Origin of the sequence: Allosphingosinicella sp. (assembly GCF_036402135.1) — a bacterium.
Classification (GTDB): Bacteria; Pseudomonadota; Alphaproteobacteria; order Sphingomonadales; family Sphingomonadaceae; genus Allosphingosinicella.
Window position 1 is genome coordinate 1 of the sequence record NZ_DASWTN010000005.1, and the last position, 26247, is coordinate 26247.

Annotated in this window: 25 protein-coding genes and 1 tRNA gene; 13 read left to right on the forward strand and 13 right to left on the reverse strand. The window is 65.1% G+C overall.

Annotated features, from left to right (window positions below; translation table 11 throughout):
* Positions 1–752: dihydrolipoamide acetyltransferase family protein (locus VGD10_RS01275; protein WP_331038979.1), on the forward strand; the 752-nt coding region annotated here is incomplete at its 5' end.
* 11 nt (positions 753–763) lie between these two features.
* Here VGD10_RS01275 and VGD10_RS01280 read toward each other — a convergent pair.
* Entirely contained in the window at positions 764–1888 is a 1125-nt protein-coding gene (locus VGD10_RS01280) for a dienelactone hydrolase family protein (RefSeq protein ID WP_331038980.1), read from the reverse strand.
* A 101-nt stretch (positions 1889–1989) separates the two neighbouring features.
* Between VGD10_RS01280 and VGD10_RS01285 the strand changes: the two genes are divergently transcribed.
* Positions 1990–4308 carry a transketolase gene (locus VGD10_RS01285; protein WP_331038981.1) on the forward strand — a complete coding sequence of 773 codons (2319 nt, stop codon included), beginning with the start codon at positions 1990–1992 and terminating at the stop codon, positions 4306–4308.
* Here VGD10_RS01285 and VGD10_RS01290 read toward each other — a convergent pair.
* On the reverse strand, positions 4305–5345 hold the full coding sequence (locus VGD10_RS01290; protein WP_331038982.1) for an AI-2E family transporter: 1041 nt from the start codon (positions 5343–5345) through the stop codon (positions 4305–4307). The two genes, VGD10_RS01285 and VGD10_RS01290, sit on opposite strands and share 4 nt — an antisense overlap.
* A 95-nt stretch (positions 5346–5440) precedes the next feature.
* Here VGD10_RS01290 and VGD10_RS01295 point away from each other — a divergent pair, with 95 nt between their 5' ends.
* Positions 5441–5647: a hypothetical protein gene (locus tag VGD10_RS01295; RefSeq protein ID WP_331038983.1), complete on the forward strand. Its 207-nt coding sequence runs from the start codon at positions 5441–5443 to the stop codon at positions 5645–5647.
* Between the two features lie 44 nt (positions 5648–5691).
* On the opposite strand, the gene VGD10_RS01300 is transcribed toward VGD10_RS01295, so the two are convergent.
* The 3 genes from VGD10_RS01300 to VGD10_RS01310 all read right to left on the reverse strand — a co-directional run bounded on the left by VGD10_RS01300 (position 5692) and on the right by VGD10_RS01310 (position 9421).
* Positions 5692–6063, reverse strand: coding sequence for a DUF202 domain-containing protein (locus tag VGD10_RS01300; RefSeq protein ID WP_331038984.1), 372 nt, complete (start codon positions 6061–6063; stop codon positions 5692–5694).
* Positions 6064–6106: 43 nt separating this feature from the next.
* Positions 6107–8176, reverse strand: a complete 2070-nt coding sequence (locus tag VGD10_RS01305; RefSeq protein ID WP_331038985.1) for a PBP1A family penicillin-binding protein — start codon at positions 8174–8176, stop codon at positions 6107–6109.
* Positions 8177–8269: 93 nt separating this feature from the next.
* A complete protein-coding gene (locus tag VGD10_RS01310; protein WP_331038986.1) occupies positions 8270–9421 on the reverse strand; it encodes an FAD-binding oxidoreductase in 1152 nt (383 codons plus the stop codon).
* Between the two features lie 133 nt (positions 9422–9554).
* On the opposite strand from VGD10_RS01310, the gene VGD10_RS01315 reads away from it, so the two are divergent.
* Positions 9555–11420, forward strand: coding sequence for a hypothetical protein (locus VGD10_RS01315; protein WP_331038987.1), 1866 nt, complete (start codon positions 9555–9557; stop codon positions 11418–11420).
* A 7-nt stretch (positions 11421–11427) separates the two neighbouring features.
* Here the strand turns inward: VGD10_RS01315 and VGD10_RS01320 are convergent.
* A tRNA-Arg gene (locus tag VGD10_RS01320) sits at positions 11428–11504 on the reverse strand.
* A gap of 248 nt (positions 11505–11752) precedes the next feature.
* On the opposite strand from VGD10_RS01320, the gene VGD10_RS01325 reads away from it, so the two are divergent.
* Complete coding sequence (locus VGD10_RS01325) at positions 11753–12793, forward strand: alpha/beta hydrolase (protein ID WP_331038988.1); 1041 nt, start codon at positions 11753–11755, stop codon at positions 12791–12793.
* Here VGD10_RS01325 and nth read toward each other — a convergent pair.
* Together nth and dapB are read right to left on the reverse strand one after the other, a co-directional pair.
* On the reverse strand, positions 12783–13481 hold the full coding sequence (gene nth / locus VGD10_RS01330) for an endonuclease III (RefSeq protein WP_331038989.1): 699 nt from the start codon (positions 13479–13481) through the stop codon (positions 12783–12785). The two genes, VGD10_RS01325 and nth, sit on opposite strands and share 11 nt — an antisense overlap.
* Positions 13478–14176, reverse strand: coding sequence for a 4-hydroxy-tetrahydrodipicolinate reductase (dapB, locus tag VGD10_RS01335; protein WP_331038990.1), 699 nt, complete (start codon positions 14174–14176; stop codon positions 13478–13480). Before dapB ends, nth begins: the two co-directional genes overlap by 4 nt.
* A gap of 39 nt (positions 14177–14215) precedes the next feature.
* Between dapB and VGD10_RS01340 the strand changes: the two genes are divergently transcribed.
* On the forward strand, positions 14216–14923 hold the full coding sequence (locus VGD10_RS01340; RefSeq protein WP_331039048.1) for an NAD-dependent deacylase: 708 nt from the start codon (positions 14216–14218) through the stop codon (positions 14921–14923).
* Here VGD10_RS01340 and era read toward each other — a convergent pair.
* The 5 genes from era to VGD10_RS01365 are packed head-to-tail and all read right to left on the reverse strand — an operon-like array spanning position 14906 to position 18636.
* Positions 14906–15799 (reverse strand): GTPase Era, encoded by an 894-nt coding sequence (gene era, locus VGD10_RS01345; protein ID WP_331038991.1) that lies wholly within the window; start codon positions 15797–15799, stop codon positions 14906–14908. The genes VGD10_RS01340 and era overlap by 18 nt on opposite strands.
* Positions 15796–16458, reverse strand: coding sequence for a ribonuclease III (gene rnc, locus VGD10_RS01350; RefSeq protein WP_331038992.1), 663 nt, complete (start codon positions 16456–16458; stop codon positions 15796–15798). The genes era and rnc overlap by 4 nt, the downstream gene beginning before the upstream one ends.
* Positions 16458–17294: a signal peptidase I gene (gene lepB / locus VGD10_RS01355; RefSeq protein WP_331038993.1), complete on the reverse strand. Its 837-nt coding sequence runs from the start codon at positions 17292–17294 to the stop codon at positions 16458–16460. Before lepB ends, rnc begins: the two co-directional genes overlap by 1 nt.
* A 26-nt stretch (positions 17295–17320) precedes the next feature.
* Entirely contained in the window at positions 17321–17446 is a 126-nt protein-coding gene (locus VGD10_RS01360) for a hypothetical protein (RefSeq protein ID WP_331038994.1), read from the reverse strand.
* Positions 17443–18636: an MFS transporter gene (locus tag VGD10_RS01365; protein ID WP_331038995.1), complete on the reverse strand. Its 1194-nt coding sequence runs from the start codon at positions 18634–18636 to the stop codon at positions 17443–17445. Before VGD10_RS01365 ends, VGD10_RS01360 begins: the two co-directional genes overlap by 4 nt.
* 97 nt (positions 18637–18733) lie before the next feature.
* On the opposite strand from VGD10_RS01365, the gene pgi reads away from it, so the two are divergent.
* Genes pgi through VGD10_RS01400 form a run of 7 tightly spaced genes read left to right on the forward strand, consistent with a single transcriptional unit; the run spans position 18734 to position 26231 of the window.
* Positions 18734–20233, forward strand: coding sequence for a glucose-6-phosphate isomerase (gene pgi / locus VGD10_RS01370; RefSeq protein ID WP_331038996.1), 1500 nt, complete (start codon positions 18734–18736; stop codon positions 20231–20233).
* Positions 20230–21579, forward strand: coding sequence for a glutathione-disulfide reductase (gene gorA, locus VGD10_RS01375; protein ID WP_331038997.1), 1350 nt, complete (start codon positions 20230–20232; stop codon positions 21577–21579). Before pgi ends, gorA begins: the two co-directional genes overlap by 4 nt.
* A 9-nt stretch (positions 21580–21588) precedes the next feature.
* Positions 21589–22878, forward strand: coding sequence for a homogentisate 1,2-dioxygenase (hmgA, locus tag VGD10_RS01380; RefSeq protein WP_331038998.1), 1290 nt, complete (start codon positions 21589–21591; stop codon positions 22876–22878).
* 51 nt (positions 22879–22929) lie between these two features.
* Positions 22930–23109, forward strand: a complete 180-nt coding sequence (locus VGD10_RS01385; protein ID WP_331038999.1) for a hypothetical protein — start codon at positions 22930–22932, stop codon at positions 23107–23109.
* Positions 23110–23155: 46 nt separating this feature from the next.
* Positions 23156–24736, forward strand: coding sequence for an NAD(P)/FAD-dependent oxidoreductase (locus VGD10_RS01390; RefSeq protein WP_331039000.1), 1581 nt, complete (start codon positions 23156–23158; stop codon positions 24734–24736).
* Positions 24733–25845: an S-(hydroxymethyl)glutathione dehydrogenase/class III alcohol dehydrogenase gene (locus VGD10_RS01395; protein ID WP_331039001.1), complete on the forward strand. Its 1113-nt coding sequence runs from the start codon at positions 24733–24735 to the stop codon at positions 25843–25845. Before VGD10_RS01390 ends, VGD10_RS01395 begins: the two co-directional genes overlap by 4 nt.
* A gap of 14 nt (positions 25846–25859) precedes the next feature.
* Positions 25860–26231 carry a VOC family protein gene (locus VGD10_RS01400; protein WP_331039002.1) on the forward strand — a complete coding sequence of 124 codons (372 nt, stop codon included), beginning with the start codon at positions 25860–25862 and terminating at the stop codon, positions 26229–26231.
* The last annotated feature ends 16 nt before the right edge of the window (positions 26232–26247 follow it).

Genomic DNA, 26247 nt, shown 5'->3' on the forward strand with positions numbered 1-26247 from the left:
ATTCCTATCTCCTGTACAGCGGCGGCTCCGTCCCCCGCTCGGGCGCTCCGAGGCGTCAGGACGAGACGATCAAGGTTGTTGGCCTCCGCCGCAAGATCGCCGAGAATATGCAGGAAGCGAAGCGCCGCATCCCGCATTTCACCTATGTTGACGAAGTGGATGTCACCGCGCTCGAACAGACCCGCGCGATGATGAACAATGACCGCGGCGGCAATCCGAAGCTGACCCTGCTTCCGTTCCTCATCACCGCCATGTGCCGCGTGCTGCCGGACTATCCGATGCTGAACGCGCGCTACGATGACGATGCTAACGTCATCCACCGCTCGGGCGCCGTCCACATGGGAATGGCGACGCAGACCGATCAGGGCCTGTCGGTGGCGGTGATCCGCAATGCCGAAAGCCGCGATATCTGGGGCCTCGCCTCCGAAATTCTCCGCCTCGCCGAAGCCACCCGCGCCGGCAAGGCCAGCCGCGAGGAGCTATCGGGCTCCACCATCACCATCTCTAGCCTGGGGCCGATGGGCGGCATCGTCTCTACGCCGGTCATCAATCGGCCTGAGGTCGCAATCATCGCGGTGAACAAGGTCAAGGAAATGCCTGTGGTGGTCGACGGCGAGCTCGACATCCGCAAGATGATGAACCTCTCAATCTCCTGCGATCACCGCGTGGTGGACGGCTGGGACGCGGCGAGCTTCATCCAGGACCTCCGGAAGGCGCTCGAAAGCCCGCTGAAGCTTTTGTCGATGCGCTGATCGCTAGCCCGTCAGCGGGCGGCGGGCCAGCTCTGCAGGGTCAGCGGCGGCGGCGGTGAAAGCGGCGTGTCGTCGTCTTTCAGGTGACGGTCAAAGAAAGCGCCGGCGGTTTGGATCAGCGCCTGCAGCTTGGGTGCCGGATTCTCGGGAACTGGCCCCCAAAAAGCCGGATAGACCCCCTCCAGCGCGCCGGGCAGCGCGTAATCGGCATGACGCATTCCCGGCACGCGGACCAGCAGCCGCTCGGCGGGTGCATTTTCGAAGATGGCTAAAGTCTCGGGCGGCAGGCGCCTTGCCACATTCTCCGCAGTGGGGCGCGTGGCATGAAGATAAGGCACTTGCAACTCGCTGAACCTCACCCCCCGCGGGGTCAGCAGCTGATCGATCAGGCTCTGAGCGATCACGCCCGTGTCAAACCCGACTACGGCGTCCACGTCATCCCGCCCAGTCGCCGCGGCTACCGCGCTCATCCCGCCGAGATCGAAGCCGAACAGGCCGATGCGGCTGGGGTCAACGGAAGGATGCGCCTTGAACCGGTCGATCAGGAAGTCGATGTCCCGCACCTGCGCGTCGAAATCAGCGGGCGTTACCGCGGCCTTCAGCTGAGCCGCGCCGGTGAGCGGCGCTGCAACGACCACATAGCCGCGGCTGGCGAGATATTCGGCGAGAAGATGCTGATTGACGGGCGACTCATAAGACCAGCCGGGGCCCATCACGATGAGCGGATATCTTCCTCGAGCCGCCGGAGCGCTCCGCGCTGCACCTGCTATGATTGCCGCCAACTTCTCGCGGCCCCCAGCGGGCAAAGCATCCTCGCCGATCGCGAAGACGGAGCTTTCGTCCGACATCCAGCCCGACGGCGCTCCTGCCTCTGTCGCCGAAAGCCGGCCATAATCGAGAAGCGTCATCCGCTCCCCGCCCGGACGAGCCGGATACCAGCGCCAGACCTGGATCGGCCGCTTGCCGCCGTTCCAGCCGGGCCGGCTGCCGTCCTCCGTCCAGGAAAGATCGAAGCCGACGCGGTGCGGGCCTGGAGTTAGGCCTCCCCAGAGCGGACGAGAGGGCTCAGGCTCGTTCGGCGCCGTAGCGCAGCCGCCGAGCACGAGGGCGACGAAAAGGAGGAGCGTGCGGATCATGCCCAAGCTTAGGCTTCGCTCCGCCGCATGTGCAAGCCGCCCGGCCACAAGACGATTTCGGCTGGAAACGGGGGGTGAGCTTGCTACGAGGCAAGACGATCATGCTGAAGAAAACCACCGCCCCCGACATCGAAGCGCTGCGCCTGCTGGACGATCGCCTCCGCTGGCTTTCCGCTTGGACGATCCACAACGCCAATCACGTTCGCGAGAGCAAGGACGGGCTGAAGGTCGGTGGGCATCAGGCGTCGTGCGCGTCGATCACGGCCATCATGGCCGCGCTCTACTTCCATGCGCTGGGGCCGAACGACAAGGTGGCGGTGAAGCCGCACGCAGGGCCGGTGCTGCATGCAATCCATTATCTGCTTGGCTCGCAGAGCCGGGAGCAGCTCGAGAATTTCCGCGGCTTCGGCGGCATGCAATCCTACCCGAGCCGCACCAAGGATAGGATCCCGGTCGATTTCTCGACGGGCTCGGTCGGCCTGGGCGTCGCGATCACCGCCTTTGCCAGCCTCGTACAGGATTACCTCCTCGCCCACGGCATGATGCAGCCGGAGGAAGCGGGGCGGATGATCGCGCTGATGGGCGATGCCGAGCTCGACGAGGGCAATATCTACGAATGCCTGATCGAAGCCTACAAGCACGACATCCGTAATTGCTGGTGGATCGTCGATTATAACCGCCAGTCACTGGACGCCACGACCGCCGAGCGCATGTTCCGCCGCTTCGACGAGATTTTCGCAAGCTGCGGCTGGCGCGTGGTTACCCTCAAATATGGCAAGCTGATGCAGGCGGCTTTCGAGGAAGAGGGCGGCGATGCGCTGAAGGCGTGGATCGACGAGGTCTCGAACGCCGATTATGCGGCGCTCACCTATCTCGGCGGCGCGGCCTGGCGCGAGCGGCTGCTGAAGGATGCGCCTGAAGTGCAGCCGATCCTCGATGCGCGCGACGACGACGCGCTGCACGCGCTGATGACCAACCTCGGCGGCCACGACATGGAAGCGATCGTCGAGGCGTTCGACGGCGCGCAGGATGACGTGCCGACCCTGTTCATCGCCTATACGATCAAGGGTCAGGGCCTGCCGTTCGCCGGGCACAAGGACAATCATGCGGGCCTCATGAACCCGACGCAGATTGCTGCGCTCCGCGAGAAGATGGGCGTCGCCGAAGGCGAAGAATGGGAGCCCTGGGCAGGCCTCGGCGGCAACAGTGCTGAGGCTGTGAAGGCGCTGGTCGAAAACAGCCGCATTGCCAAGGCTGCGCGCGAGCGGCCCTGGAACGTGGCAGAGGTGCCCTCTATCACGCCGCCCGCAGGCGAGGAGCAGTCGACGCAGGCCGCGTTCGGTCGCATCCTGCTCGACCTCGCCAAGGTGGGCGGACCCCTCGCCGACAGGATCGTCACCACCTCGCCGGACGTGACCGTCTCCACCAATCTCGGCGCTTGGGTGAACCAGCGCGGCCTCTTCCGGCGGCAGGCGCTTGCCGACGTGTTCGCCGCGGCGAAAATCCCTTCCGCCCAGAAGTGGGGCGCCACGGAGGCGGGTCAGCATATCGAGCTCGGCATCGCCGAGAATAATCTGTTCCTGATGCTTGCGGCGCTGGGCCTTGCCGGCGACATTTTCGGCGAGCGGCTGTTCCCGATCGGGACGGTTTACGATCCCTTCATCGCCCGTGGCCTCGATGCGCTCAATTACGGCTGCTATCAGGACGCCCGCTTCATGCTGGTAGCTACGCCGTCCGGCGTGACGCTCGGGCCCGAAGGCGGCGCGCACCAGTCGATCAACCCGCCGCTCATCGCCATGGGCCAGCCCGGCCTCCGCCATTACGAACCCGCCTTCGTCGACGAGCTCGCGCTCTTCATGGAGGAAGGCTTCCGCCTGATGCAGAGCGAGGAGGGCGAGAGCGTCTACCTCCGCCTCACCACGCGCAGCATCCGCCAGATCGAGCGGACGGACGACAGCTGGAAGGAGGATGCGCTTCAGGGCGGCTACTGGCTCCGCGCCCCCGCGCCAGGAGCGGAAGCGGCGCTCGTCTATTCCGGCGCCATCGCGCCTGAGGCGCTTGCCGCTTGGGACGCGCTGCAGGAAGACATGCCTGGCCTCGGCCTTCTTGCCGTCACCTCGCCCGACCTTCTCCACCGCGGCTGGAGCAACCGCCGCAGCGCGCGCTGGGGCGGGAAGAGTGCCGAACCAAGCCATATCGAGACGCTGCTGGCGCCGTTGTCGCGCGATGCGGGGCTGGTCACCTTGCTGGACGGCTCGCCCGCCGCCCTCTCATGGCTAGGCGGTGTCGCAGGCCACCGCGTCAGCCCGCTCGGCCTCGACCGCTTCGGCCAGACCGGCTCGCTTCAGGACCTCTACCGCTATTATCGCCTCGACGCCGACGCGGTCGTGGAAGCCTGCGCCGAGCTGTTCCTCGACTAGGTCTGGTCCTCGCCGGGGATCGGCGAAGGCGTGTCGAGCGCCTCGCGGATGTAGAGACGCTTCACCAGCACGAACAGCACGACCGTAAGCGGCGCTCCTAGGATAATGCCCGCCGCGCCGAAGATCAGGGTGGCCGAAACAAGGCCGAAGACCAGGAGCACCGGCGGCAGGCTGACGGCGCGTTGCTGCACGAGCGGCTCGACCACATTCCCCTCTATTTGCTGGATAAGCAGATAGAGGCCCGCGACCCAGAGGGCGAGTGCCGGATCGGTGGCCACCGCAAGCAACAGCGCCGGTATCGCCGCCAGAAGGGGCCCAAGGAACGGGATGAACTCGAGGATCGCCGCGACGAGCCCCAGCGTCAGCGCCGCCGGGACGCCGAGCAGCCACAGGCCGATGCCGGTGAGCAGCCCGACGATCGCCATCGATATGATGCGGCCGAACAGCCAGAGCCGCAGCGCCTTGCCGCTGTCGTCGATCGCATCGGCGGCGAGGCCGCGGCCCCGCTTCGGGACCAGCTTCAGCACGCCGCGGCGGTAGAAATCAGGCTGCGCCGCGAAATAGATGCCGCCGATCAGCACCAAAAGGGTGTCGGCAAGGCCGCTTCCCACCGACATGGCGACTCCGCCGATCCGCGAGACGACGCCGCCGCTGGTTTCGGCGAGGTCGCGAAGCGGCTGGGCGAGCCCAAGCGGCTCCAGCCGCTGCAGGAGGGTCTGCCAGGCGCGGGGTATGGATTCCTGCAGCGCCGCTGACTGGCCGATCACCTCCGCCCCGAACATCCAGAAGGCGACGCCGAACAGCGCAAGGAGGATCAGTACGGCGAGAGCGAGCGCGAGCGCCGAAGGAAGCCTCAGCCGCTCACGGAAAGGCCGTGCGATGACGGTAAGGATGACCGCCACCAGAACGGCGCCGAAAACGAGCAGCAGCAGGTCGCGGAGGCGCCACAGCAGCAAGGCGACCCCGGCAATCGCAATGGCGATAACCAGCCGTTCGATGAAGAGGCGATGGCTCATCGGCGGTGTCGGGTCGGTCATGCTCTTCCTCTCCTCGTCCGCAAGGGCTCAAGCGGAACAATCGGGTTCGTCCGGCGCTCTTTCCGTAACAAGTTCAAACGGAACGGAGACAGGAAATGATCGGCAAGATTATCGGTGCGGCGGTGGGCCGCCGGGTTGCAGGCCGTTATGGCGGCGGCAAGGGCATGTTGCTCGGCGCGCTTGCGCCTGTGGTTGCGCGCCGCGCGTTCGGGCCGCTGGGCCTCGCTCTTGCGGGCGGTTGGGCCGCGAAGAAATATTACGACTCGCGGAAGCTTCGGACCGACTATCGCCGGGCCCGCTAAGCCTTCCCTCCGGGGCGGCACGCTGTCGAGGCTGCCGCCCCTTTTCATGCCAGCAGCCATATCGCGGCGATCAGCGCCAGCGTCGCTGCGACTACTCCAATCGTGATCAGCCGCAGGTTGACGAGCTTGAACGGCTCCACCTCATGCGGATGGAAACGTTTCTGCACCGCGCAGGCGCGCCGCTCCGCTGATATGAAGATGAAGATCGAAATGAGCAGGAAAGCGGTCGCGATCGCCCGCGGCGCCCATTGCGGCTCCATCGTCTGGAACAGCGCCTGAAAGCCGAGGCCAATGGCGACGCCCGCCATTCCGGTACGAAGCCAGCCGGCATAGGTTCGCTCGTTGGCGAGCAGGGTCCGGTCCTGCGCCAGGTCCGTCCGCTCCTCGGCAAGCCTGTCTTTTTCGCCATCGCCCACGCCCGCACAACGCGGCAGGGCCGTTACGGTGCCGTCAGGAGCTTCATTCCTCTTCGGTCGGCTCGTTCTCCGGCGGCGGCAGGGCCTGCGGCTCGAATACGGGCTCGCGCGGCTGCGGCCGTTCGCCACCGTCCGGCTGCGTCGGGCGGGCGGAGATGCCGATGGATTCGCGGCTGAAGTCCACGCCCACCTCATAGCCCGTGCCTTCGATCGGAACGGTGACGCGGCCCGGCTGAACCCGGATGTCGGGGCCTGCCGGCGGCAGCGGCTCCTGCTGCGGCGGAGCGACGACGCGGCGCGACGGTGCGGCGCCCTTCACAGATGCCGTCATGAAGTCGCGCCAGATGCGCGCCGGAAGGCCGCCGCCCTGGATGCCGCGAAGCGGGCTGTTGTCGTCATTGCCGATCCAGACCGCGGTGACGAGGTCGCCGGCAAAGCCGATGAAGATAGCGTCGCGATTGTCCTGGCTGGTGCCGGTCTTGCCGAACGTGTCGACGTTGAGCGCGGCGGCGCGCCCGGTGCCGACATTCGCCGCCTGCCAGAGCATGTCGAGCATCATCGGCTGAATGCGGCGGCCGAGCCGGCTCTGATCGTCCATGAAGGACGCGAACCAGCCGCCGTCATCCTCTTGCTTCGGAAGGCCATAGCCCTTCACCGGATAGCTGCCGTTGGCGATCGCGGCATAAGCGGCGGCCATTTCGATCAGGCTTACGCCAGACGTACCGAGCGCGAGGCTCGGATGGTTGCGAAGCTCGGCCGTGACGCCGAGGTCGCGGGCGGCCTGAATGACATTGTCGCGGCCGACCCGCTCCGACAGCCGGACGGTGGCGACGTTGGACGACCAGGCGAAGGCGTCCCGCATCGTGATCTGCCCGCGATAGACGCCGCCGCTATTCTTCGGCGACCAGTCGCCGACGGTCACGGGCGCATCTACGACTGAGGTGTCGGGCGTCAGGCCGCGCCGGAGCGCCGCCAGATAGACGAACAATTTGAAGGTGGAGCCGGGCTGGCGCCGGGCCTGCGTTGCGCGATTGAACGGGCTCTGCCGGTAGCTTTTGCCGCCGACCATCGCCACGACCTCGCCATTCGGCCGCATCGCGACCAAAGCAACCTGCGCCTTGCCGAGCCCCGCCCGCTGTATGGCGCGAACGGCGTTCCGCTGGATGCGTGTGTCGAGCGTGGTCTTGATCGTCTGCTCGCCATAGACGCCCTCGGCGAAGTCACGGGCCTGCGGGAAGACCCAGTCGGCGAAATAGGTGCCGGTCGGTATTTCGTCGCCGCGTGTCACCTTCAGCTTGGCCTTCGGCAGCTTCTTGGCCTCGGCCTCGGTCAGGAAGCCCGCATCCACCATCGCCGCTTCGACGACGTCGCCGCGCTCCCGCGCGGCCTTCAGGTTACTGGTCGGCGCAAGCCGCGACGGTGCCTTGACGAGGCCGGCGAGCATCGCCGCCTGCTCGACCGTCAGATTCTCCGGGTCTTTGCTGAAATAATGGCGGGAGGCGGCACGGAGGCCGTAGACATTGTCGCCGAAATAGGCGCCCGACATGTAGCGCGACAGGATTTCGTCCTTGCTGAGCCACGCCTCCAGCCAGAAGGCCATGATGAATTCCTGCGCCTTCCGCCCATAGGTCCGGTCGGAGCTGAGGAAGGCGAGCTTGGCGAGCTGCTGGCTGATCGTGCTCCCGCCTTCGACCACGCCGCCAGCGACGACATTCTTCACCGCCGCGCGCATGATGCCCCAAGGATCGACGCCGGCATGATTGTAGAAGCGACGATCCTCGATCGCAATGAAGGCCTGCGGCACATGGTCGGGAAGGTCCTCGACCGCCACCGGCTTGTCGGTAACGGCGCCGCGGCGGGCGATCGGTGTGCCGTCGGCAGCAACCAGCGTAATCCCCGGCGCCGCGATCGGCTGCAGCGATCGGGACAGCGGCGCCGTGATTGCGAGCCAGGCGATGAGGACCAGGAACAGGGCAAGGAGGATGGCGGCAATGCGCTTTATCTTGCGCCGGAGCTTCGCCGCCGCCTGCGGATCCTCAGGCACAGGCGCTGCCGGCGGTATTGCCGGCGCGGGTTCGAACGGTTCGGCTACGGGAGTGTCGCGGTAGAGCATCAGGAGGTGAGGCCTGGGAGACGGAGGCGCTGGGCCGGTCGCATGGACATCCTTCTAGCTATGTCGCTCGAACGGGGCGAGCCTCTTTTGGTTTCAGGATTTCTGGCTGAACAGACGCTGAGGCCCGATCTTCTCGCGCGTAACGCCCAGCGCGGCGAGCCCCGACGGCCATTCCCCGCCCGTCACCAATGCTTCGACGATCTCTGCCATGGCGGGCGCGGTCTGAAGCCCGTAGCCGCCCTGGCCCGCAAGCCAGAAGAATCCCGGCGCATCAGGCGCGAAGCCAGCGGTAGGCACGCGATCGGCGACGAAGCTCCGGAGCCCGGCCATCCGGTTCGCCACCCGCCGCACTTCAAGGGTCGTATATTCCTCGACCTTCGAGGCGGCGAGCGCGACGTCATATTCCTCCGGCTGCGCGTCGCAGGCATCGCTCGCGACCTCGTCTACGGGTGAGGACATCAGACGCCCTGCATCATGCTGCATGTAGAAATCGTCAACGGCCGTTTTGACGAATGGCCAGTCCCTTGTGTCCATGTCCGGTGGCGGATCGAAGAAGATCAGCGTCCGGCGAAGCGGGAACAGCCCCAGCGGCCGGACGCCTGCCAGTTCGGCGATCTGGTCAGCCCAGGCGCCCGCCGCGTTGATGAGGATGGGCGCGCTGAAGCTGTCGCCGTCTTCTGTGCGGACGGTCCAGCCATCGCCTTGCCGTTCGACAGCGGCGACGCGTCGGCCGGTCAGCACCTCTGCGCCCGCCGCCTTCGCACTCCGCGCGAAGCCCTGCACCAATGCTTCCGGATCGAGCCGGACCGCGCCCGCATCCATCACGCCGGCGACGATCGCGTCGGAGCCGGTCTTCAGCACCGGGCACAGAGCCTGGATCTCGGCTTCGGTCGTGCGCTTGATGGTGCTGGTGAACCGCGGCATCTCGCGAAACAGCTGCTCAAGCGCCTCCATCATCTCTTCGCGGGCCACGAACAACGCCTTGGTTGGACGGCACAGCGGCGCGTCGGAAAAGCCCTCCGGCGGCCGCTCGAAGAAGCGCCGCGAAAAAACAGTGAGCCCCCGCACCGTCCGGTTGCCGATCCCGTAATGGCTGAGCGCCGCGCTTCGCCCCGTCGAATGGTAGCTGAGCGCTTCCTCAGCCTCGAGCAGCACCGGCTTGCCATGCCGCGCGAGCTTGCAGGCCGCCGAGACCCCCGCAATTCCGCCTCCAATGACAATGAAATCAGCGGTACGCGCGGCCATTATCCCGGACCTGATCAAACCAGACGCTTCCTCTGCACGATGGATCGGCGAACGCGCAACCGCCGATGCGTGTAATCCCGCTTGAGCCCTGCTCCAGTTGCGGCACTATGGCAGTCATTCAGGCGGGAGGCTTATGCCGGAAAAATATTGCGACGTGGTCATGAAGGGCGGCATCACCAGCGGCCTCGTTTATCCCGAAGCGGTGCTGAAGCTTTCGGACCATTATGGCTTCAAGCAGATCGGCGGCACGTCCGCGGGCGCGATTGCGGCAGTGATGACGGCGGCTGCCGAGGTCGGACGTCGTAACGGCCATTCCGACGGCAAGACTGGCTTCAGCGGCCTGAGGCTGCTGACGGACGAACTCACCAGCGAGGGCTTCATCCGCGGTCTTTTCCAGCCTGCGCCTGCCGCCAAGGGCCTGTTGGCCGGAGCGAACGGCGTCGCCGCAGGCCGCTCCAAGCTGGTGGCCCTCTCGAACCTGCTTCTGCGTACTTCGCCGGTTCCGGCGATCCTCGCGCTGCTTGCCATGGCCGTGACCGCGGCCGCGGTCGCGTGGATCGCCTCGCGGTCATGGCATGTGGACCTTTCCATAGCCTTGATCATCGCGATTGCCGCCGCCACGCCCGGCATGGTGCTTGCGGCCATTTGGGCGGCGGCATGGCGATTTCCGGCGCGCGCCTCGCGCATTCTCTGCGGCAATTTCTTCGGCATCTGTTCGGGCCTTTCGAACGGGAAGGGCGCGCCGGCGCTCACCGAATGGATGCATTACTGGACGCGAACTCTCGCCGGTGTGGACGTGGATCGTCCGCTGCTGTTCCGCGACCTGTGGGAAGCGCCCCGTTATGACGGGGAGCCGGAAAGCAAGCGCGCTGTCGACCTCGTCGCCTTCAGCTCCAATATCTCCCACCGGGAGCCGCACAGGATGCCGCTCGACGGCAAACGCTTCTACTTTCTGGAAGACGAATTCCGCCGCCTGTTTCCACCGGCCGTTGTGCAGCATCTGCTAAGCCATTCCGCAGAGACGGACCGCATCGAACATGATGGCCGTATCTATCACCTCATCCCTCCGCCCGAAGAGTTTCCGGTCGTCATGGCCGCGCGGATGAGCCTCAGCTTTCCCCTGCTGCTGAGCGCCATTCCTCTCTACGTGCCGAGATACGAGCGGGCCGAACCTTCCTCCGGCCGGGCACCGCGCGAAGCGGAAGACGATCCAGACCAGCTCCAGAGCGCCGGTTCGGAGGCCGAGCGGCCGCACAGCAACCTTATCGGGATGAACGTCTGCTGGTTCTCGGACGGCGGGCTCACGCTCAACTTCCCGATCCATCTCTTCGACACGCCGCTGCCCCGCTGGCCCACCTTCGCCCTCAATCTCGTTTATCCTCAGCTCGAGGCGGAAGAGGAGCTTCCGGGGCCGAGAATACCGAAGACGAACCGGGAAGGGTGGCAGTCCACCTATTATCCGTTCCGCGACACCTCGCCGCTCAGCCAGATGAAATCGTTCACCGGCGCCATGGTCTCTACAGTTCGGGAATGGCGCGACTTAATCCAGGTGCGGGCGCCGGGCTACCGCGACCGCATCGCCCATGTTCCGCTCGGACCGGGCGAGGGCGGCCTCAACCTCGACATGCCCGAGGAGATATTGAAGCGCGTTGCCGCGCGGGGCGCTGCAACGGGCGATGAAATCGTGAAGAACTTCAACTTCAACAATCATTATTGGGTTCGCTACCGCAACACGATGGCTGCGACCGAAGACATGATCGAGCGGCTTGTCAAAGTCGCGTTCAATCAGCCCCTCCCGGAATATGAAAACGCCTGGAAGGCGATGCGCAACCATGGCGACTATCCCAGCTACAGCTTCACCAGGGCGCAATCGCTTCTTTCGGGACAGGCCCTTGATCAGCTCCAGACCTTCTCGAAGCTTCAGGCAGAGCGAAGGACCAGCCTTCGGAACAGGGCACCGAAGCCGGAAGGAGAGCTGCGCGTGACGCCGAAACTGTAGCGGAAGCTGGCGCACCCGAGAGGATTCGAACCTCTGGCCTCTGCCTTCGGAGGGCAGCGCTCTATCCAGCTGAGCTACGGGTGCGTGGCCTGCCGCTTAGCAAAGGCCCGGACGGGCGGCTAGTGGCTTTGAGGCTGGAAACTTCCTCAGTCCCGGCGGAGAGTGACGCTTGTCTATGCGCCGATGGCATTTGTCGAAGAACGCGGTGCTAGAAGGCCGGATGAAGCCATCGGCAAAGCGTGTAAGGGGTAAACAAGGCTGTGCGACTATCGAACATGGGACGGTAGGTGGAGTCGCAGCTAAGGCCGGAATCGCAGGCGAGGGGAGGATCGATGAATAGGATGCAAAAGGGCGCTGTCGGCGCGGCAATCATGCTGTTCGCGGCAACGACCGGTTGTGCACCGGTGAATGTTAATGGACCCGAGAGTGCGGGGCGGCTCGGAAATCCCAGCTCGCCACACAGCGCGGCGCCGATCGAGGAGGGGTATGCGGTCACTCCCGATGGAGTGCGGCTATACTATCGTGCCGCGGGCAGAGGTCCCGAGACAGTCATCGCGCCCTTTGCGCTCTTCCACGGCACATCTCTGGATGCCTTGGCAGTCGGCCGCCGCGTTATCACTTATGACCCCCGCGGCCGGGGACGGTCTCAAGCGGTTTCACCGGATAAGGTCTCCCTGGATCTCTTGCTGACCGACCTCGATACGGTGCGCAGGGCAGTCGGCGCCGAACGCACAGCAATCATCGGCTGGTCCGGCGGCGGCATGGAAACATTTGTTTACGCCCTCCGCAATCCGGGGAAAGTGACGCGCCTGGTACAGCTTGCGCCGGTCACGCCCCGCTTCAATCCCTATAACGCCGAAATGATGGCGGACCGCCGGCGCCGCATCGACGGCAGCGCCTGGAATGCACTGCAAGAACGGGTAAAGGCAGGCGAGTTTGTCGACGACCCAGCCGCCCATTGCAGAGCCGAAAACCTGGTTACGCTTCCGGCGCTATTCGCAGACAGGACCAAGGCGGCTCTTGTGCCTGACGTGTGCGATTCAGCCAATGAGCATCCCAATACGCTTGGCGCCTATTTCGGCGGCCTTTTCCGATCGATCGACGGCTTCGACTGGAGCGCCTCGCTGCCGCGCGTTACGATTCCGCGGCTGGTGATCCATCCGCTTCAGGATAACATTTCGCGGACCGGCAACGAGGAATGGGTGCGTGGCCAGGCGAATGCGCGGATCCTATTCGTGGATGGCTCGGGTCATTTTCCCCAATACGAGCGGCCGGACGAGACGCTCTCCGCAATCGACACATTCTTGAAGGGGGACTGGCCTGACGAGGCTCATTCTCTACCGTTGCTGCCCGGTGCCGCTCCTAGCGGCTAGTGGCTTTTGCTCTGGCAAGCCGAAGTTTCGTTGGCGCTGTCGTTTCGCTGCCCGGCGGTGGCGTCTTCGGTTTGTAGCGGCATAGATCGACGACCACGCAGCGCCAGCATTCGGGCTTCCGTGCCTTGCAGACGTAGCGGCCGTGGAGGATGAGGAGGTGGTGGGCGTCGCGCCGGTAGGGCGGCGGCGTCACCTTGTCGAGCTTTAGCTCTACCTCCAGCGGGTTTTTGCCAGGAGCAAGGCCGGTGCGGTTCGAGACACGAAAGATGTGCGTGTCCACCGCGAATGTCTCGGCGCCGAAGGCGGTGTTCATCACGACATTGGCCGTCTTCCGCCCGACGCCGGGAAGTGCCTGCAGCGCGTCCCGATCGGCGGGTACTTCGCCGCCATATCTGTCGACCAGGATCTGGCTCAATGCGATGACGTTCTTCGCCTTGGTGTTAAAGAGACCGATCGTCTTGATCGCGTCGCGGAGGCGCTCCTCACCAAGCTCCACCATCGCCTGCGGCGTGTGCACCGTCTCGAACAGCGGCCGCGTGGCGATGTTGACGCCCGCATCCGTCGCCTGCGCCGACAGCACCACCGCCACCAGCAGGGTGTAGGTGTTCACATATTCGAGTTCGGTTTCGGGATTGGGGATGCGGTCGGTGAGGCGCCGGTAGAATTCCGCAACTGCTTCCTTCTTCACTTCAGCCCCAGCACGTCCGCCATGCTGTAGCGCCCCGCCGGCTTGTCCATGATCCAGGCCGCGGCTTCGACCGCACCCTTCGCGAAAATGGTGCGGCTTTCGGCGCGGTGGCCGAATTCGATCCGCTCGCCGTCTGAGGCGAAAATCACTTGATGGTCGCCTGCAACCGACCCGCCGCGGAGAGCGGCGAAGCCGATGGCGCCGTCCTGCCGGGGCCCGGCATTGCCGTCGCGGCCGCGGTCGCTGACCTTCTGGAGGTCGACGCCGCGTCCGTCGGCGGCGGCCTTGCCGAGATAGAGCGCGGTGCCGGAGGGCGCGTCCACCTTGTGCCGGTGGTGCATCTCCACGATCTCGATGTCCCAATCCGGCCCCAGCCGCGCCGCCGCCTCGCGCACGAGATGGGCGAGGAGGTTGACGCCCAGGGAGGTGTTCGCCGCCTGCAGCACCGGAATGCTCTCAGCCGCATGGTCTATCAAAGTCTGATGGTCAGGGCCCAACCCCGTGGTGCCGATCACGATAGGCTTTCCAACCTCGACGGCGATGTTGAGGTGGCGCTGAAGCCCGTCCGGCGCGGAGAAGTCCACGAAGACGTCGCAATCGTCTTCGACGATATTCACGTCGTCGCGTTCGCACACGACCTCGGCGATGGCCTGCCCCATCCGCCCCGACGCGCCGAATAAACCGATGCTTGTCATGCCCTTGCCGTGCCTTGCCTTTGCTGCTTCATGGGCGAGGTGCGCGACATTCGCAACATCGTCATTCTGACCGGTGCCGGGATTTCGGCGGAAAGCGGCCTCGCCACCTTCCGCGGCCCGGACGGCCTGTGGGAAGGACACCGCGTCGAGGATGTCGCCACGCCCGAAGCCTTTCGCCGCGATCCGGCGCTGGTGCAGCGTTTCTACGACCTCCGCCGCGCCCGGCTGAAGGAGGTGGAGCCGAACGCGGCGCACGAAGCGCTGGCGCGGCTGGATGCGCAGTGGCCGGGCGAGCTGCTGATCGTCACCCAAAATGTCGACGACCTGCACGAACGCGCCGGAGCGAAACGCGTCCTCCACATGCATGGCGAGCTTAAATCCGCCTGGTGCCTCGCCTGCGACGCACGTGTGCGTTGGGAGGAGGGGTTGTCGAGCGGCCCCGCGTGCCCCGCATGCGGCGAGCAAGGCATGCTCCGTCCCGACATCGTCTGGTTCGGCGAAATGCCTTACGACATGGACCGGATCGACGAGGCGCTGCGCGAAGCGGATCTGTTCGTCTCCATCGGCACGTCAGGCGCAGTCTATCCCGCCGCGGGCTTCGTCCAGACCGCCCGCTATTGCGGCGCGCACACGCTCGAAATGAACCTCGAACCTTCTCTCGGCAGCGTCTATTTCCACGAGAGCCGCACCGGCCCGGCGGGAGAGCTGGTGCCGGACTGGGTCGAAGAACTACTCGACCCAGTCTAGGCCGATCTCGCGGTAGAGGCCGCGGTCCTCTTCCCAGTTAGGCTTCACCTTGACGTGGAGGAAAAGGTGGACCTTGCGGCCGAGGAGTTCGGACAACTCTTTCCGCGCCGCTTCGCCGATCTCGCGGATGCGGGTGCCGCCTTTACCAAGGACGATGGCGCGCTGGGTGGGGCGGGCGACGAGGATCTGCTGGTGGATGGCGACGGAGCCGTCCTTTCGCTCCTCATATTTCTCCGTTTCGACCGCGCTCGCGTAGGGGAGCTCAGCATGAAGCTGGTGGTAGAGCTGCTCGCGCGTGACTTCCGCGGCGAGCATCCGGTCGGTGGCGTCCGACACCTGCTCTTCAGGGAAATGCCACGGCCCCTCCGGCACACGCGCCGCCAGCGTTCTCTTGAGGTCAGACAAGCCGTCCCCGGTGGTGGCGGAGACCATGAAAATTTCCTCGAAATCCACCCGCTCACTTAACCGCTCAGTTAGCGTCAGGAGCTGCTCCTTCGGCGTGATGTCGACTTTGTTGAGGATCAGGATCTTGGGCTCGCGGCGGCCTTTCAGCGTATCCAGCATCTCCTCGATGCGGTTGGAGAAGCCGGTCTTCGCGTCCACCACCAAGGCGATAAGGTCGGCATCCTGCGCACCGCCCCAGGCCGCCGCCACCATGGCGCGGTCGAGCCGCCGCCGCGGCTCGAATATGCCGGGCGTGTCCATGAGGAGGATCTGCGTCTCGCCCTCGATAGCGATGCCCATAAGCCGCACCCGCGTCGTCTGCGCCTTCGGGCTGACGATGGCGACCTTCTGTCCGACGAGGGCGTTAACCAAGGTGGACTTGCCCGCATTCGGCGCGCCGACGACGGCGACGAGGCCGCATTTCTCGCTCACTTTAATTTCTCCAGCAGAGCCTTGGCCGCTTCGGTCTCGGCTTCCTGCTTGGAAAGCCCTTCCGCGGTCGCGGTTCCGGCGCCCTTAATCTCGACCTCCACGGAGAAGCGCGGCGCATGATGAGGGCCTGAGCGGCCGACCATGCGATAATCGGGCGCGCGGCGGTTGTTGGCCGCCGCCCATTCCTGAAGCTCCGATTTCGGATGCTTCGGCGCCCGGTCGTGGGTGCTGACGCGGTCGCCCCAGGCGCTTCGGATGAAGCGTGCCGCCTCCTCCAGACCAGCCTCCAGATAGAGGGCGCCGATCAGCGCCTCGACGACGTCGCCGAGCACATTGTCGCTGTCGGCGGCGCCATCGTCCCGCGCCTGCTTGCCGAGGATCACCTGTCCGCCGACGCCGATCTCGCGCGCAATCTCGGCGCAGGTTTCGCCGGAGACGAGCGCATTCAGGCGGCGCGACATCTTGCCTTCGGGCTCGTCGGGGAAAAGTTCGTAGAGCCAGGTTGCCACGGTGAGGCCGAGCACGCGGTCACCGAGGAATTCGAGCCGCTCATAATGTTCGTCGCCGCGGCTCGAATGGGTGAGCGCGCGCTCGAACAGGGCTTGGTCCTGAGGTTTGTGGCCAAGCGTTTTTTCGACCCAATCGGTGATATTGCGCATCAATAGGTCTTGCCGATGCGGTTCCAGCGGGCGGCGGAGAACCAGGTCCAGGGCTTCAGATAGTCGGCTGAGCCGTCGGTCGAGAAGAAGGTGATGAGCGCACGGCCGACGAGATTTTCCGCCGGAAGCAGGCTGACGCCGCCGACCGCCACCGGAAAGCGGCTGTCGAAGCTGTCATCGCGATTATCGCCCATTACAAAGTAATGGCCTTCCGGGACGATCGTCGGCGGGAATGTGTCGCCGGGGCCTGTGGTCTGATCGAGCACATAATAGCTGCGTCTGCTGGGAAGCGTTTCGCGGAAGCGGGGGTAGGCGCAAAGCTGCTCGCCCTCATCGCCCTGAACGATGCGCCGAATGTTTGGGTCGACAACCCGGCAGGGGCTGTTTTCGGAAATCGGCATCAGGAAATCGGCGACGCGGGTGCGCTGCACTTCCTCGCCGTTGATGAAGACTGCGCCGTTCCTCACCTCGACGAGGTCGCCGGGAAGGCCGACGACCCGCTTCACATAATCTTCATCCATATTGCCGGGATAGCGGAACACCGCGACGTCGCCGCGTTCCGGCATGTTTTCGAAGATGCGGCCGTCGAAGCCGCCCAGGCCGAAGGGAAAGCTGTAGCGCGAATAGCCGTAGGGCCATTTGGCGACGAACAGATAGTCGCCGATCATCATCCGCGGCAGCATCGATCCGGACGGAATGCTGAAGGGCGCGATGATAAAGCTCCGGAGGATGAGTGCCCCGAGAAACAGGAACAGGAGGAAACGCGTGGTTTCCTTCAGCCCCTCACTCTTCTTCTCCTGCGGAGGGGCTGCGGCCCCGCTCGTTTCGGCGTCCATCCTGCCCGCTTTCGCCGGAGCGGGCTTCAGAGGCAATAGGCGATGAAGCCCGACAGCCAGATCATCGCCCCCTGATCCCGCCAGAGCCGGAGACCGAGAAGGAGCAGCGGCAATGCCGCCAGAGGCAGCAGGAGGGCGGCGCGGCGGCTCATGCCGGCTGCAGCCGCGCCACCGGCGCGTCGCGGATCGGCAAGTGGAGGAGGGCGGCGACCAGACCGAGCAGGATCGCTGCGCCCCAGGCAATGTCGTAGGAGCCGGTGCGGTCGAACACATAGCCGGCCGCCCAGGCGCCGAAGAAGCTCCCCACCTGGTGGCTCATGAAGACGATGCCGTAGAGGGTGGACAGATAGCGAATGCCGAAGATTTGTCCGACGAGCCCGCTGGTGAGCGGCACAGTGCCGAGCCAGAGAAAGCCCATCACCGATGCGAAGACCAGGGCGGATCCGGAGCTGAGCGGCAAGGCGAGGAACAGCAGCATTACGGCTGCGCGGGCCACATAGATGCCGCTCAGCACATATTTCTTGCGGAGGTAATCGCCGGAGAGGCCGAACAGGTAAGAGCCGAAGATGTTGAACAGGCCGATGAGGGCGAGGGCACTGGCGCCGACTTCCAAACCGAGGCCCCGGTCGTTCAGATATGCGGGAAAGTGGGTGCCGATGAATACGAGCTGGAAGCCACAGACGAAGAAACCGGCGTTGAGCAGCCAGTAGCCGCGATTTGCGGCCGCTTCGCGCAGCGCGTCGCCCAGCGGCTGCTTCATGTCCATGCGGCTCGGTCCCGCGGCCGGTTTGCCGGCCATGCCGACCGCGAGCGCCGCTACCAAGGCGACGAGACCGGCTAGGGCGATGAGCGCCATGCGGTAGCCAAGCTCGCCGAGCAGCATCTGCGCCGCCGGGACGACGAGGAACTGGCCGAGCGAGCCACCCGCGGTGACGATGCCAAACGCAAGCGTGCGGCGTTCCGGCGGCACGACGCGGCCGGCAGCGCCGAGGACGACGACGAAGGTGGTGGCGGAAAGGGCAATGCCGATCATGATGCCGAAGGAGAGGTGAAGGCCGAGGGCGCTGCCTACCGAAGAGGCGATGACGAGGCCGGCGACGTAAAGCAGCGCGCCGAAGAAGATGACGCGGCCGGCGCCGTGGCGATCGGCAAGCGCGCCGACGAAAGGCTGGGCGAGGCCGAACAGCAGATTCTGGATGGCAATGGCGAGGCCGAAGCTCTCGCGACCGATGTCGAGCCCGGCGCTCATCTGGGGCAGGAACAGGCCGAAGGATTGCCGGACACCCATGGCCAGAGTGACAATCAGCGCCCCGCAGGCGATGACGATCCACGGCCGTTTCATATTGCAACCTTTCGGCCTCGGCTTCCACTCTGTCAAGCAGGCTAGGCTTTCCGGACCACCGCACCTAGATAGGCGCCGCAACAGAGGGAGATTGGCGTTGAGCGATGCATGGGAAGCCGTGGAGAAAGCCGGAACCCAGACGCTCGAGGCGCTGTTTCAGGCGGAGCCGGATCGCCTCTCCCGACTGACCCTCGATGAAAACGGCATCCGCTTTGACTTTTCCAAGACGCACCTGACGGGGGAGCTGGTCTCCGCCTTTTCCGCTCTGGCCGAAGCGCAGGGACTTGCCGCCGCGCGTGACGCGCTTTTTTCCGGCCAGATTGTGAACGTCACCGAAGGCCGCGCCGCCGAGCATACGGCCGAGCGCGGGCAGGGCGCGCCCGAGAGCGTGCAGCGCGCGCAGGGTTTCCATACCCGCATGCGGGCGCTGATCGACGCCATCGAGGCGGGCGCGTTCGGCGAGATCAGGCATGTGCTTCATGTCGGCATCGGCGGTTCCGCTCTGGGACCGGATTTCGTCATCGATGCCCTCGGCCGCGATGAGGATCGCTACGACACGGCGGTAGTGTCGAACGTCGACGGCGCGGCGCTTGAGGAAGCGATTGCCCGCTTCGATCCGAAGACGACTTTGCTGGTAATCGCGTCCAAGACCTTCACCACCAGCGAGACGATGCTGAACGCGCAGTCCGCCTTGCTGTGGATGGAGGAAGGCGGCGTCGCCGATCCCTACGGCCGCATCGTGGCGCTCACCGCGAGCCCCGAGAAAGCGGTGGAGTTCGGCGTCGACGAAACGCGCATCCTGCCTTTCTCCGAAAGCGTCGGCGGCCGCTATTCGCTCTGGTCGTCGATCGGCTTTCCGATCGCGCTGGCCCTTGGCTGGGAAGCATTCGAGAATCTTCTTGAGGGCGCCGCCGCCATGGACCGGCATTTCCGCCTCGCGCCGCCGGAGCGGAACGCGCCGGTGCTCGCAGCCTTCGCAGACCGTTATTATGCAAACGTCCGCGGCGCCCAGACCCGCGCCGTCTTCGCCTATGACGAAAGGCTGAGGCTGCTTCCTTCCTATCTCCAGCAGCTCGAGATGGAATCGAACGGCAAGAGCGTGACCGTGGACGGGCAGCCGGTCGGCCGCGCCACCAGCCAGATTACCTGGGGCGGCGTCGGCACCGATGCGCAGCACGCGGTCTTCCAGCTTCTCCATCAAGGCACGCATCTGGCGCCGGTCGAATTCGTCGCTGCGGTCGAGCCGGAGCATGGCCTCGCCTTCGACCATCACCGCCAGCTCCTCATCAACTGCTTCGCTCAGGGGGCGGCGCTGATGGCGGGCAAACAGTCGGACGATCCGGCGCGGAGCTATTCAGGCGACCGGCCTTCCACCACCATCCTGCTGGACCGGATCGATCCGGCGACGCTCGGCGCGCTAATCGCGTTCTACGAGCATCGCACATTCGTGAACGGCGTCCTCCTCGGCATCAATCCATTCGACCAGTTTGGGGTAGAACTTGGCAAGGAGATCGCCAAGTCTATCGATGCGGGCGGGCTCCAGTTCGATCCGTCCACTGAAGCCCTGATCGCGCGTGCCTTTGGAGACGCTGAATGAGCGAGGCCTACGACTACGACCTGTTCGTCATCGGCGCCGGATCGGGCGGCGTCCGCGCGGCGCGGATCGCGGCCGGGCACGGAGCAAAGGTTGCGGTGGCGGAGGAATATCGCGTCGGCGGCACCTGCGTCATCCGGGGCTGCGTGCCGAAGAAGCTGCTCGTTTACGGCGCCCACTTCGCCGAGGATCTGGCGGATGCCCGCCGCTTCGGCTGGGAAGTGCCGGACTGCCGGTTCGACTGGCCGACGCTCCGCGACAATGTGCTCTCCGAGGTCGACCGGCTCGAGGGCATTTACGGCGAGATACTCGACCGCAACAATGTTGAAGTCTTTGACCAGCGCGCGAAAATTACCGGGCCGAACGACATCGAGCTTGCCGACGGCACCAAGCTTCGCGCCGGCACCATCCTGATCGCCACCGGCGCGCGTCCCGTGATCCCCGAAATCGAAGGGGCGGAGCACGCGATCACGTCGAACGAGGTCTTCCATCTGGAAACCCTGCCGAAGCGGGTGGCGATTGCGGGCGGCGGCTATATCGCCAACGAATTCGCCGGCATCTTCCACGAATTCAAATGCGACGTGACGCTCATCAATCGCAGCGACAAGATCCTCCGGCACTATGACGAGGCAGTGCGCGACCGGCTGCTCCAGATCTCGCTGATGAAGGGCATCAAGTTCCTGTTCAACGCGCCGTTTGAGCGGATCGAGAAACAGGAAGAGGGGTCGTTGCTCCTCCACATGAAGGGGCAAGACCCTATGGAAGCCGACGTGCTGATCTTCGCCGTCGGCCGCGCGCCCAACACGCAAGGCCTAGGCCTTCAGGAAGTGGGCGTCGAGCTCGGCAAGAATGGCGCAGTCCTGGTCGACGAGGATAACCAATCGAGCGTACCGTCCATCTACGCGATCGGCGACGTGACCGATCGGGTGCAGCTGACGCCGGTCGCGATCCGCGAAGGGCAGGCCTTTGCCGACACCGTGTTCGGCGGCAAGCCGACGCGAGTGGATTATGACTCAATTCCGTCGGCCGTGTTTAGCCACCCGCCCATCGCCGGCGTCGGCATGACGGAGGGCGAGGCGCGGACGAAGCTCGGATCGGTGAAGACCTATGTGTCCGACTTCCGCCCGATGAAGAACGTGCTGGCAGGCCGGAACGAGCGGGCGCTTTACAAACTCGTCGTAGACGATGCGACAGAGGAAGTGGTCGGCATCCACATGATCGGCCCCGACGCGCCGGAAATCCTTCAGGCCGCCGCCATCGCCGTAAAGGCCCGGCTCAAGAAGCCGCAATTTGACGAAGTGCTCGCTCTTCATCCAACTATGGCCGAAGAGCTGGTACTCATGAAGTGAGCAGGGCTGATGGCGGCTGAAGGTTACATGTCGGGCTTCGGGAGCCATTTCGCGACTGAGGCCGTGCCAGGGGCGCTGCCGGAGGGGCGGAACAGCCCGCAGAAGCCGCCTTTCGGCCTCTATACCGAGCAGCTTTCCGGCACCGCCTTCACCGCGCCGCGGGCCGAGAACCGCCGTTCCTGGCTCTATCGGATGCGGCCGAGCGCGGAGCATCCGCCTTACCGGCCGTATGAAGGCGGGAAGACTTTCGCGGCGGCGCTTGCGGGCGAGTTGCCGCCCAATCGCCTGCGCTGGGACCCCCTCGACTTACCGCAGGAGCCCGCGGACCTGATCGATGGCATGGTGACGATGGTCGGCAACCGTGCGCCTGAGGATCTCGAGGGCGTCGCCGTCCATGTCTATCGCGCCAACAAGGACATGCAGCATCGCTGCTTCTTCAACGCGGATGGGGAGATGCTCTTCATTCCGCAGGCGGGGCGGCTGACGCTTTACACTGAGATGGGCCGCATCGACGTTGCGCCGGGCGAGGTTGCGCTGGTGCCGCGGGGCGTTCGTTTCCGCGCCGGGCTGCCAGACGGCGACGCGCGAGGCTATGTTGCGGAGAATTACGGGGCTCTGTTCCGCTTGCCGGAGCTCGGGCCGATCGGCTCCAACGGCCTTGCCAATCCGCGCGACTTCGAAACGCCGCTAGCGCAATTCGAAGATGCCGACGGGGGGGTGGAGCTCCTCCAGAAATATTTGGGCAAGCTCTGGACGACGACGCTCGATCACAGCCCGCTCGACGTGGTGGCATGGCATGGGAACCTCGCGCCGTGGCGCTACGATCTCAGCCGCTTCAACACGATCGGAACGATCAGCTACGACCATCCCGATCCGTCGATCTTCACCGTACTTACTTCGCCCAGCGACACGCCCGGCCGGGCCAATGCCGACTTCGTCATCTTCCCGCCCCGCTGGATGGTGGCTGAGGACACGTTCCGCCCGCCCTGGTTCCACCGCAACGTGATGAGCGAATGCATGGGCCTGATCCACGGCGCCTATGACGCCAAGGCTGATGGGTTCGCGCCGGGAGCGATCTCGCTCCACAATCTGATGGCGGGGCATGGGCCGGACGTTGCGAGCTGGGACGCCGCCTCCAACGCCGATCTGAAGCCGCATAAGATCGAAGGCACGATGGCTTTCATGGTCGAAAGCTGCTGGCCCTTCCGTCCTACCGGATATGCGCTCGGCTGCGACGCGCTGCAGAAGGATTATGACGCGGCCTGGGGCGGGTTTCCTAAGGCCTGTTTGCCGGGCTGAGGATATCCCGCCGCCTCCGCTCGTTCCTCTTGGACGAAGATGGAGGAATGGATGGCGGAGAAGGAAGAGAAACCGAAAACCGATCCAGCCGGCGGTGCCGAAGGCGGGATGGCGGAAGGCGGTGCGGGCGGCCCGGGTCAGGGCAACGGCCTCGTGGAGCTTTCGGACGAAGCGGTGCGGGAGCTCGAAAAGGGCGAAGAGCCGCATGCCGGGCGCGGCGATTACGGCTGAACTGCCCACTCGCTACCGGAAGCGGCGGCCGCTATAGCCACCCCATATGGGGCAAACCGACGTCGTCATCATAGGCGCAGGCCATAACGGTCTCGTCTGCGCTTACTATCTCGCTTCGAAGGGGCTGAAGGTCACCATGCTGGAGCGCCGCCCTGTGGTCGGCGGTGCGGCGGTGACCGAGGAATTCCATCCGGGCTTCAGGAACTCGACCGCGAGCTACACGGTCAGCCTGCTAAACCCGAAGGTCATCCGCGACATGCGGCTTTACGAGCATGGCCTGAAGGTCGTGCTCCGCAAGATCGACAATTTCCTGCCGACGAAAGGCGGCGACTATCTGCTGTCGGGACGGAACGGCCTCACCCGGCGGGAGATCGCGCGGCATTCGGCGAAAGATGCCGAGGCTTACGATGCCTATTCCGCATCATTGGAATCGGTGATCCGCATCCTTCGCGAATGGCTGCTTCGCGCGCCGCCGAATGCGGGCGGCGGCCTTGCCGACGTGCTGGCGCTGCTGAAGCTCGGCAACGGCGTTCGCGGGATGTCGCTCGAGGAGCAGCGGCACCTGCTGGACTTCTTCACCAAATCGGCGGCCGATATCCTCGAACGCTATTTCGAGACGGATATCGTGCAGGCGCTGTTCGGCTTCGACGGCGTCGTCGGCAATTACGGCAGCCCCTATACGCCCGGCTCGGCCTACGTTCTCCTCCACCATCTGTTCGGCGAAGCGGCAGGCGTCGAAGGTGCGTGGGGCCACGCCATCGGAGGCATGGGCGCAATTACCCAGGCTATGGCAAAGGCGGCGCGCGAGAGAGGCGTCGAAATCATCCTCGACACGCCGGTGGACGAGATCATCGTCGAGGGCGGCAAGGCCGTCGGCGTTTCGACAGGCGGCAAGACCTGGCGCGCGCGGCAGGTGGTGGCGAACGTCCATCCGAAGCTGCTGTTCGAGAAATTGGTCCCTGCCGGTGCGGTTGCTCCTGAGATCGACCACCGCATGTCCGGCTGGGCAAGCGAGTCCGCGACCTTCCGGATGAACGTTGCGCTCTCGGAGCTGCCGCGCTTCACTTCGCTGCCGGAGCCCGGGGATCACCTGACGGCCGGGATCATCATCGCGCCTTCGCTTCAATATATGGACCGGGCGTTCCTCGACGCGCGCCGCGACGGCTGGTCGAAGGAGCCGATCGTCGAGATGCTGATCCCCTCGACGCTCGACGAAAGCCTCGCGCCGGAAGGGCAGCATGTGGCGAGCCTTTTCTGCCAGCATTTTCCTCATGCAGTTCCGGGCGGCTGGGATGCCAATCGTGAGAAGGTGGCCGATCACATCATCGATACGGTCGATGCCTATGCGCCGGGCTTCAAGGCTTCGGTGATCGGCCGCCTCGCGCTCGCGCCGATCGATCTGGAGGCGCGGTTCGGCCTGGTCGGCGGCGACATCTTCCACGGCAAGATGGGGCTCGACCAGCTCTTCTCGGCGCGGCCGATGCTTGGCCATGCCGATTATCGCATGCCGCTTCCCGGTCTCTACCTTTGCGGGTCTGGCGCGCACCCGGGAGGAGGCGTAACGGGTGCGCCGGGCCACAATGCGGCGCAGGCCGTGCTCACCGACAGAAGAAAGTTTCGCAGATGAAGACCAGAGCCGCAGTCGCGTTCGAAGCTAAGAAGCCGCTGGAGATCGTCGAGCTCGATCTCGAGGGGCCGAAAGCGGGCGAAGTGCTGGTCGAGATCATGGCCACGGGCATCTGCCATACCGACGCCTACACTCTGGACGGCTTCGACAGCGAAGGCATCTTCCCTTCGATCCTCGGCCATGAAGGCGCGGGTATAGTCCGGGAGGTGGGCGCTGGCGTTACCTCGGTAAAGCCCGGCGATCACGTCATCCCGCTGTACACGCCCGAATGCCGGCAGTGTAAGTCGTGCCTCAGCGGCAAGACCAACCTCTGCACCGCCATCCGCGCCACGCAGGGCAAGGGGCTGATGCCGGACGGCACCACGCGCTTCAGCTACAGGGGCGAGCCAATCTACCATTATATGGGCTGCTCGACCTTCTCGAACTTCACCGTGCTGCCGGAGATTGCGGTCGCGAAGATCCGCGAGGACGCGCCGTTCCAGACGAGCTGTTATATCGGCTGCGGCGTCACCACGGGTGTCGGTGCGGTGGTCAACACCGCCAAGGTGGAGCCCGGCGCCAACGTCGTCGTGTTCGGCCTCGGCGGCATCGGCCTCAACGTCATCCAGGGCGCGAAGCTGGTCGGCGCGGACCGGATCATCGGCGTCGACATCAACCCCGATCGCGAGGAATGGGGCCGCAAATTCGGCATGACCCACTTCCTCAACACGACGGGCATGTCGCGCGAGGAGACGGTCGCGAAGATCCTCGAACTCACCGACGGCGGTGCCGACTATAGCTTCGATGCGACCGGCAACACGGAAGTGATGCGGACTGCGCTCGAATGCTGCCATCGCGGCTGGGGTGAGAGCATCATCATCGGCGTCGCCGAGGCGGGCAAGGAAATCGCCACCCGGCCGTTCCAGCTTGTCACCGGCCGCGTCTGGAAAGGGACGGCGTTCGGCGGCGCCCGCGGCCGCACCGACGTGCCGAAGATCGTCGACTGGTACATGACCGGCAAGATCGCAATCGACCCGATGATCACGCACGTGCTGAGTCTCGAGGAGATCAACAAGGGTTTCGACCTGATGCACGCCGGGGAAAGCATTCGGTCCGTGGTCGTTTACTAGAACGGGAGCAGCCAATGTATTCGCACATGATGGTCGGATCGAACGATCTCGCCCGCGCCAAGACCTTCTACGATGGCTTGTTCGGGAAGCCGGGCCGCACCGACGACAAGGGACGGCTCGCTTACGGCCGCCGGGGCTCGGTGTTCATGGTGTCGAAGCCGATCGACGGGCAGCCGGCGACGCACGGCAACGGCTGCACGATCGGCTTTGCCTTCGACAGCCCGGAGGAGGTGGATGCCTGGCATGCACGTGGCGTCGAGGCGGGCGGTACGTCCATCGAAGACCCGCCCGGCTGGCGCGAGAATGCGTTCGGCCGGCTTTATCTCGCCTATTTGCGTGATCCGGACGGCAACAAGCTTTGCGGCCTGCACCGGCCGGCGCAGTGAGCGGTGAACAGTTAGA

What these genes read in the sequence shown, in the direction of transcription:
- VGD10_RS01385 (WP_331038999.1), top strand. Translation starts at nt 22,930, where the DNA reads ATGGCGGAGAAGGAAGAGAAACCGAAAACCGATCCAGCCGGCGGTGCC.
- VGD10_RS01295 (WP_331038983.1), top strand. Translation starts at nt 5,441, where the DNA reads ATGATCGGCAAGATTATCGGTGCGGCGGTGGGCCGCCGGGTTGCAGGC.
- VGD10_RS01360 (WP_331038994.1), bottom strand. Translation starts at nt 17,446, where the DNA reads ATGAGCCGCCGCGCCGCCCTCCTGCTGCCTCTGGCGGCATTGCCGCTG.
- gorA (WP_331038997.1), top strand. Translation starts at nt 20,230, where the DNA reads ATGAGCGAGGCCTACGACTACGACCTGTTCGTCATCGGCGCCGGATCG.
- VGD10_RS01395 (WP_331039001.1), top strand. Translation starts at nt 24,733, where the DNA reads ATGAAGACCAGAGCCGCAGTCGCGTTCGAAGCTAAGAAGCCGCTGGAG.
- hmgA (WP_331038998.1), top strand. Translation starts at nt 21,589, where the DNA reads ATGGCGGCTGAAGGTTACATGTCGGGCTTCGGGAGCCATTTCGCGACT.
- VGD10_RS01365 (WP_331038995.1), bottom strand. Translation starts at nt 18,636, where the DNA reads ATGAAACGGCCGTGGATCGTCATCGCCTGCGGGGCGCTGATTGTCACT.
- VGD10_RS01400 (WP_331039002.1), top strand. Translation starts at nt 25,860, where the DNA reads ATGTATTCGCACATGATGGTCGGATCGAACGATCTCGCCCGCGCCAAG.
- VGD10_RS01285 (WP_331038981.1), top strand. Translation starts at nt 1,990, where the DNA reads ATGCTGAAGAAAACCACCGCCCCCGACATCGAAGCGCTGCGCCTGCTG.
- VGD10_RS01290 (WP_331038982.1), bottom strand. Translation starts at nt 5,345, where the DNA reads ATGACCGACCCGACACCGCCGATGAGCCATCGCCTCTTCATCGAACGG.
- VGD10_RS01315 (WP_331038987.1), top strand. Translation starts at nt 9,555, where the DNA reads ATGCCGGAAAAATATTGCGACGTGGTCATGAAGGGCGGCATCACCAGC.
- VGD10_RS01390 (WP_331039000.1), top strand. Translation starts at nt 23,156, where the DNA reads ATGGGGCAAACCGACGTCGTCATCATAGGCGCAGGCCATAACGGTCTC.
- VGD10_RS01310 (WP_331038986.1), bottom strand. Translation starts at nt 9,421, where the DNA reads ATGGCCGCGCGTACCGCTGATTTCATTGTCATTGGAGGCGGAATTGCG.
- VGD10_RS01280 (WP_331038980.1), bottom strand. Translation starts at nt 1,888, where the DNA reads ATGATCCGCACGCTCCTCCTTTTCGTCGCCCTCGTGCTCGGCGGCTGC.
- dapB (WP_331038990.1), bottom strand. Translation starts at nt 14,176, where the DNA reads ATGACAAGCATCGGTTTATTCGGCGCGTCGGGGCGGATGGGGCAGGCC.
- VGD10_RS01325 (WP_331038988.1), top strand. Translation starts at nt 11,753, where the DNA reads ATGAATAGGATGCAAAAGGGCGCTGTCGGCGCGGCAATCATGCTGTTC.
- VGD10_RS01305 (WP_331038985.1), bottom strand. Translation starts at nt 8,176, where the DNA reads ATGCTCTACCGCGACACTCCCGTAGCCGAACCGTTCGAACCCGCGCCG.
- lepB (WP_331038993.1), bottom strand. Translation starts at nt 17,294, where the DNA reads ATGGACGCCGAAACGAGCGGGGCCGCAGCCCCTCCGCAGGAGAAGAAG.
- rnc (WP_331038992.1), bottom strand. Translation starts at nt 16,458, where the DNA reads ATGCGCAATATCACCGATTGGGTCGAAAAAACGCTTGGCCACAAACCT.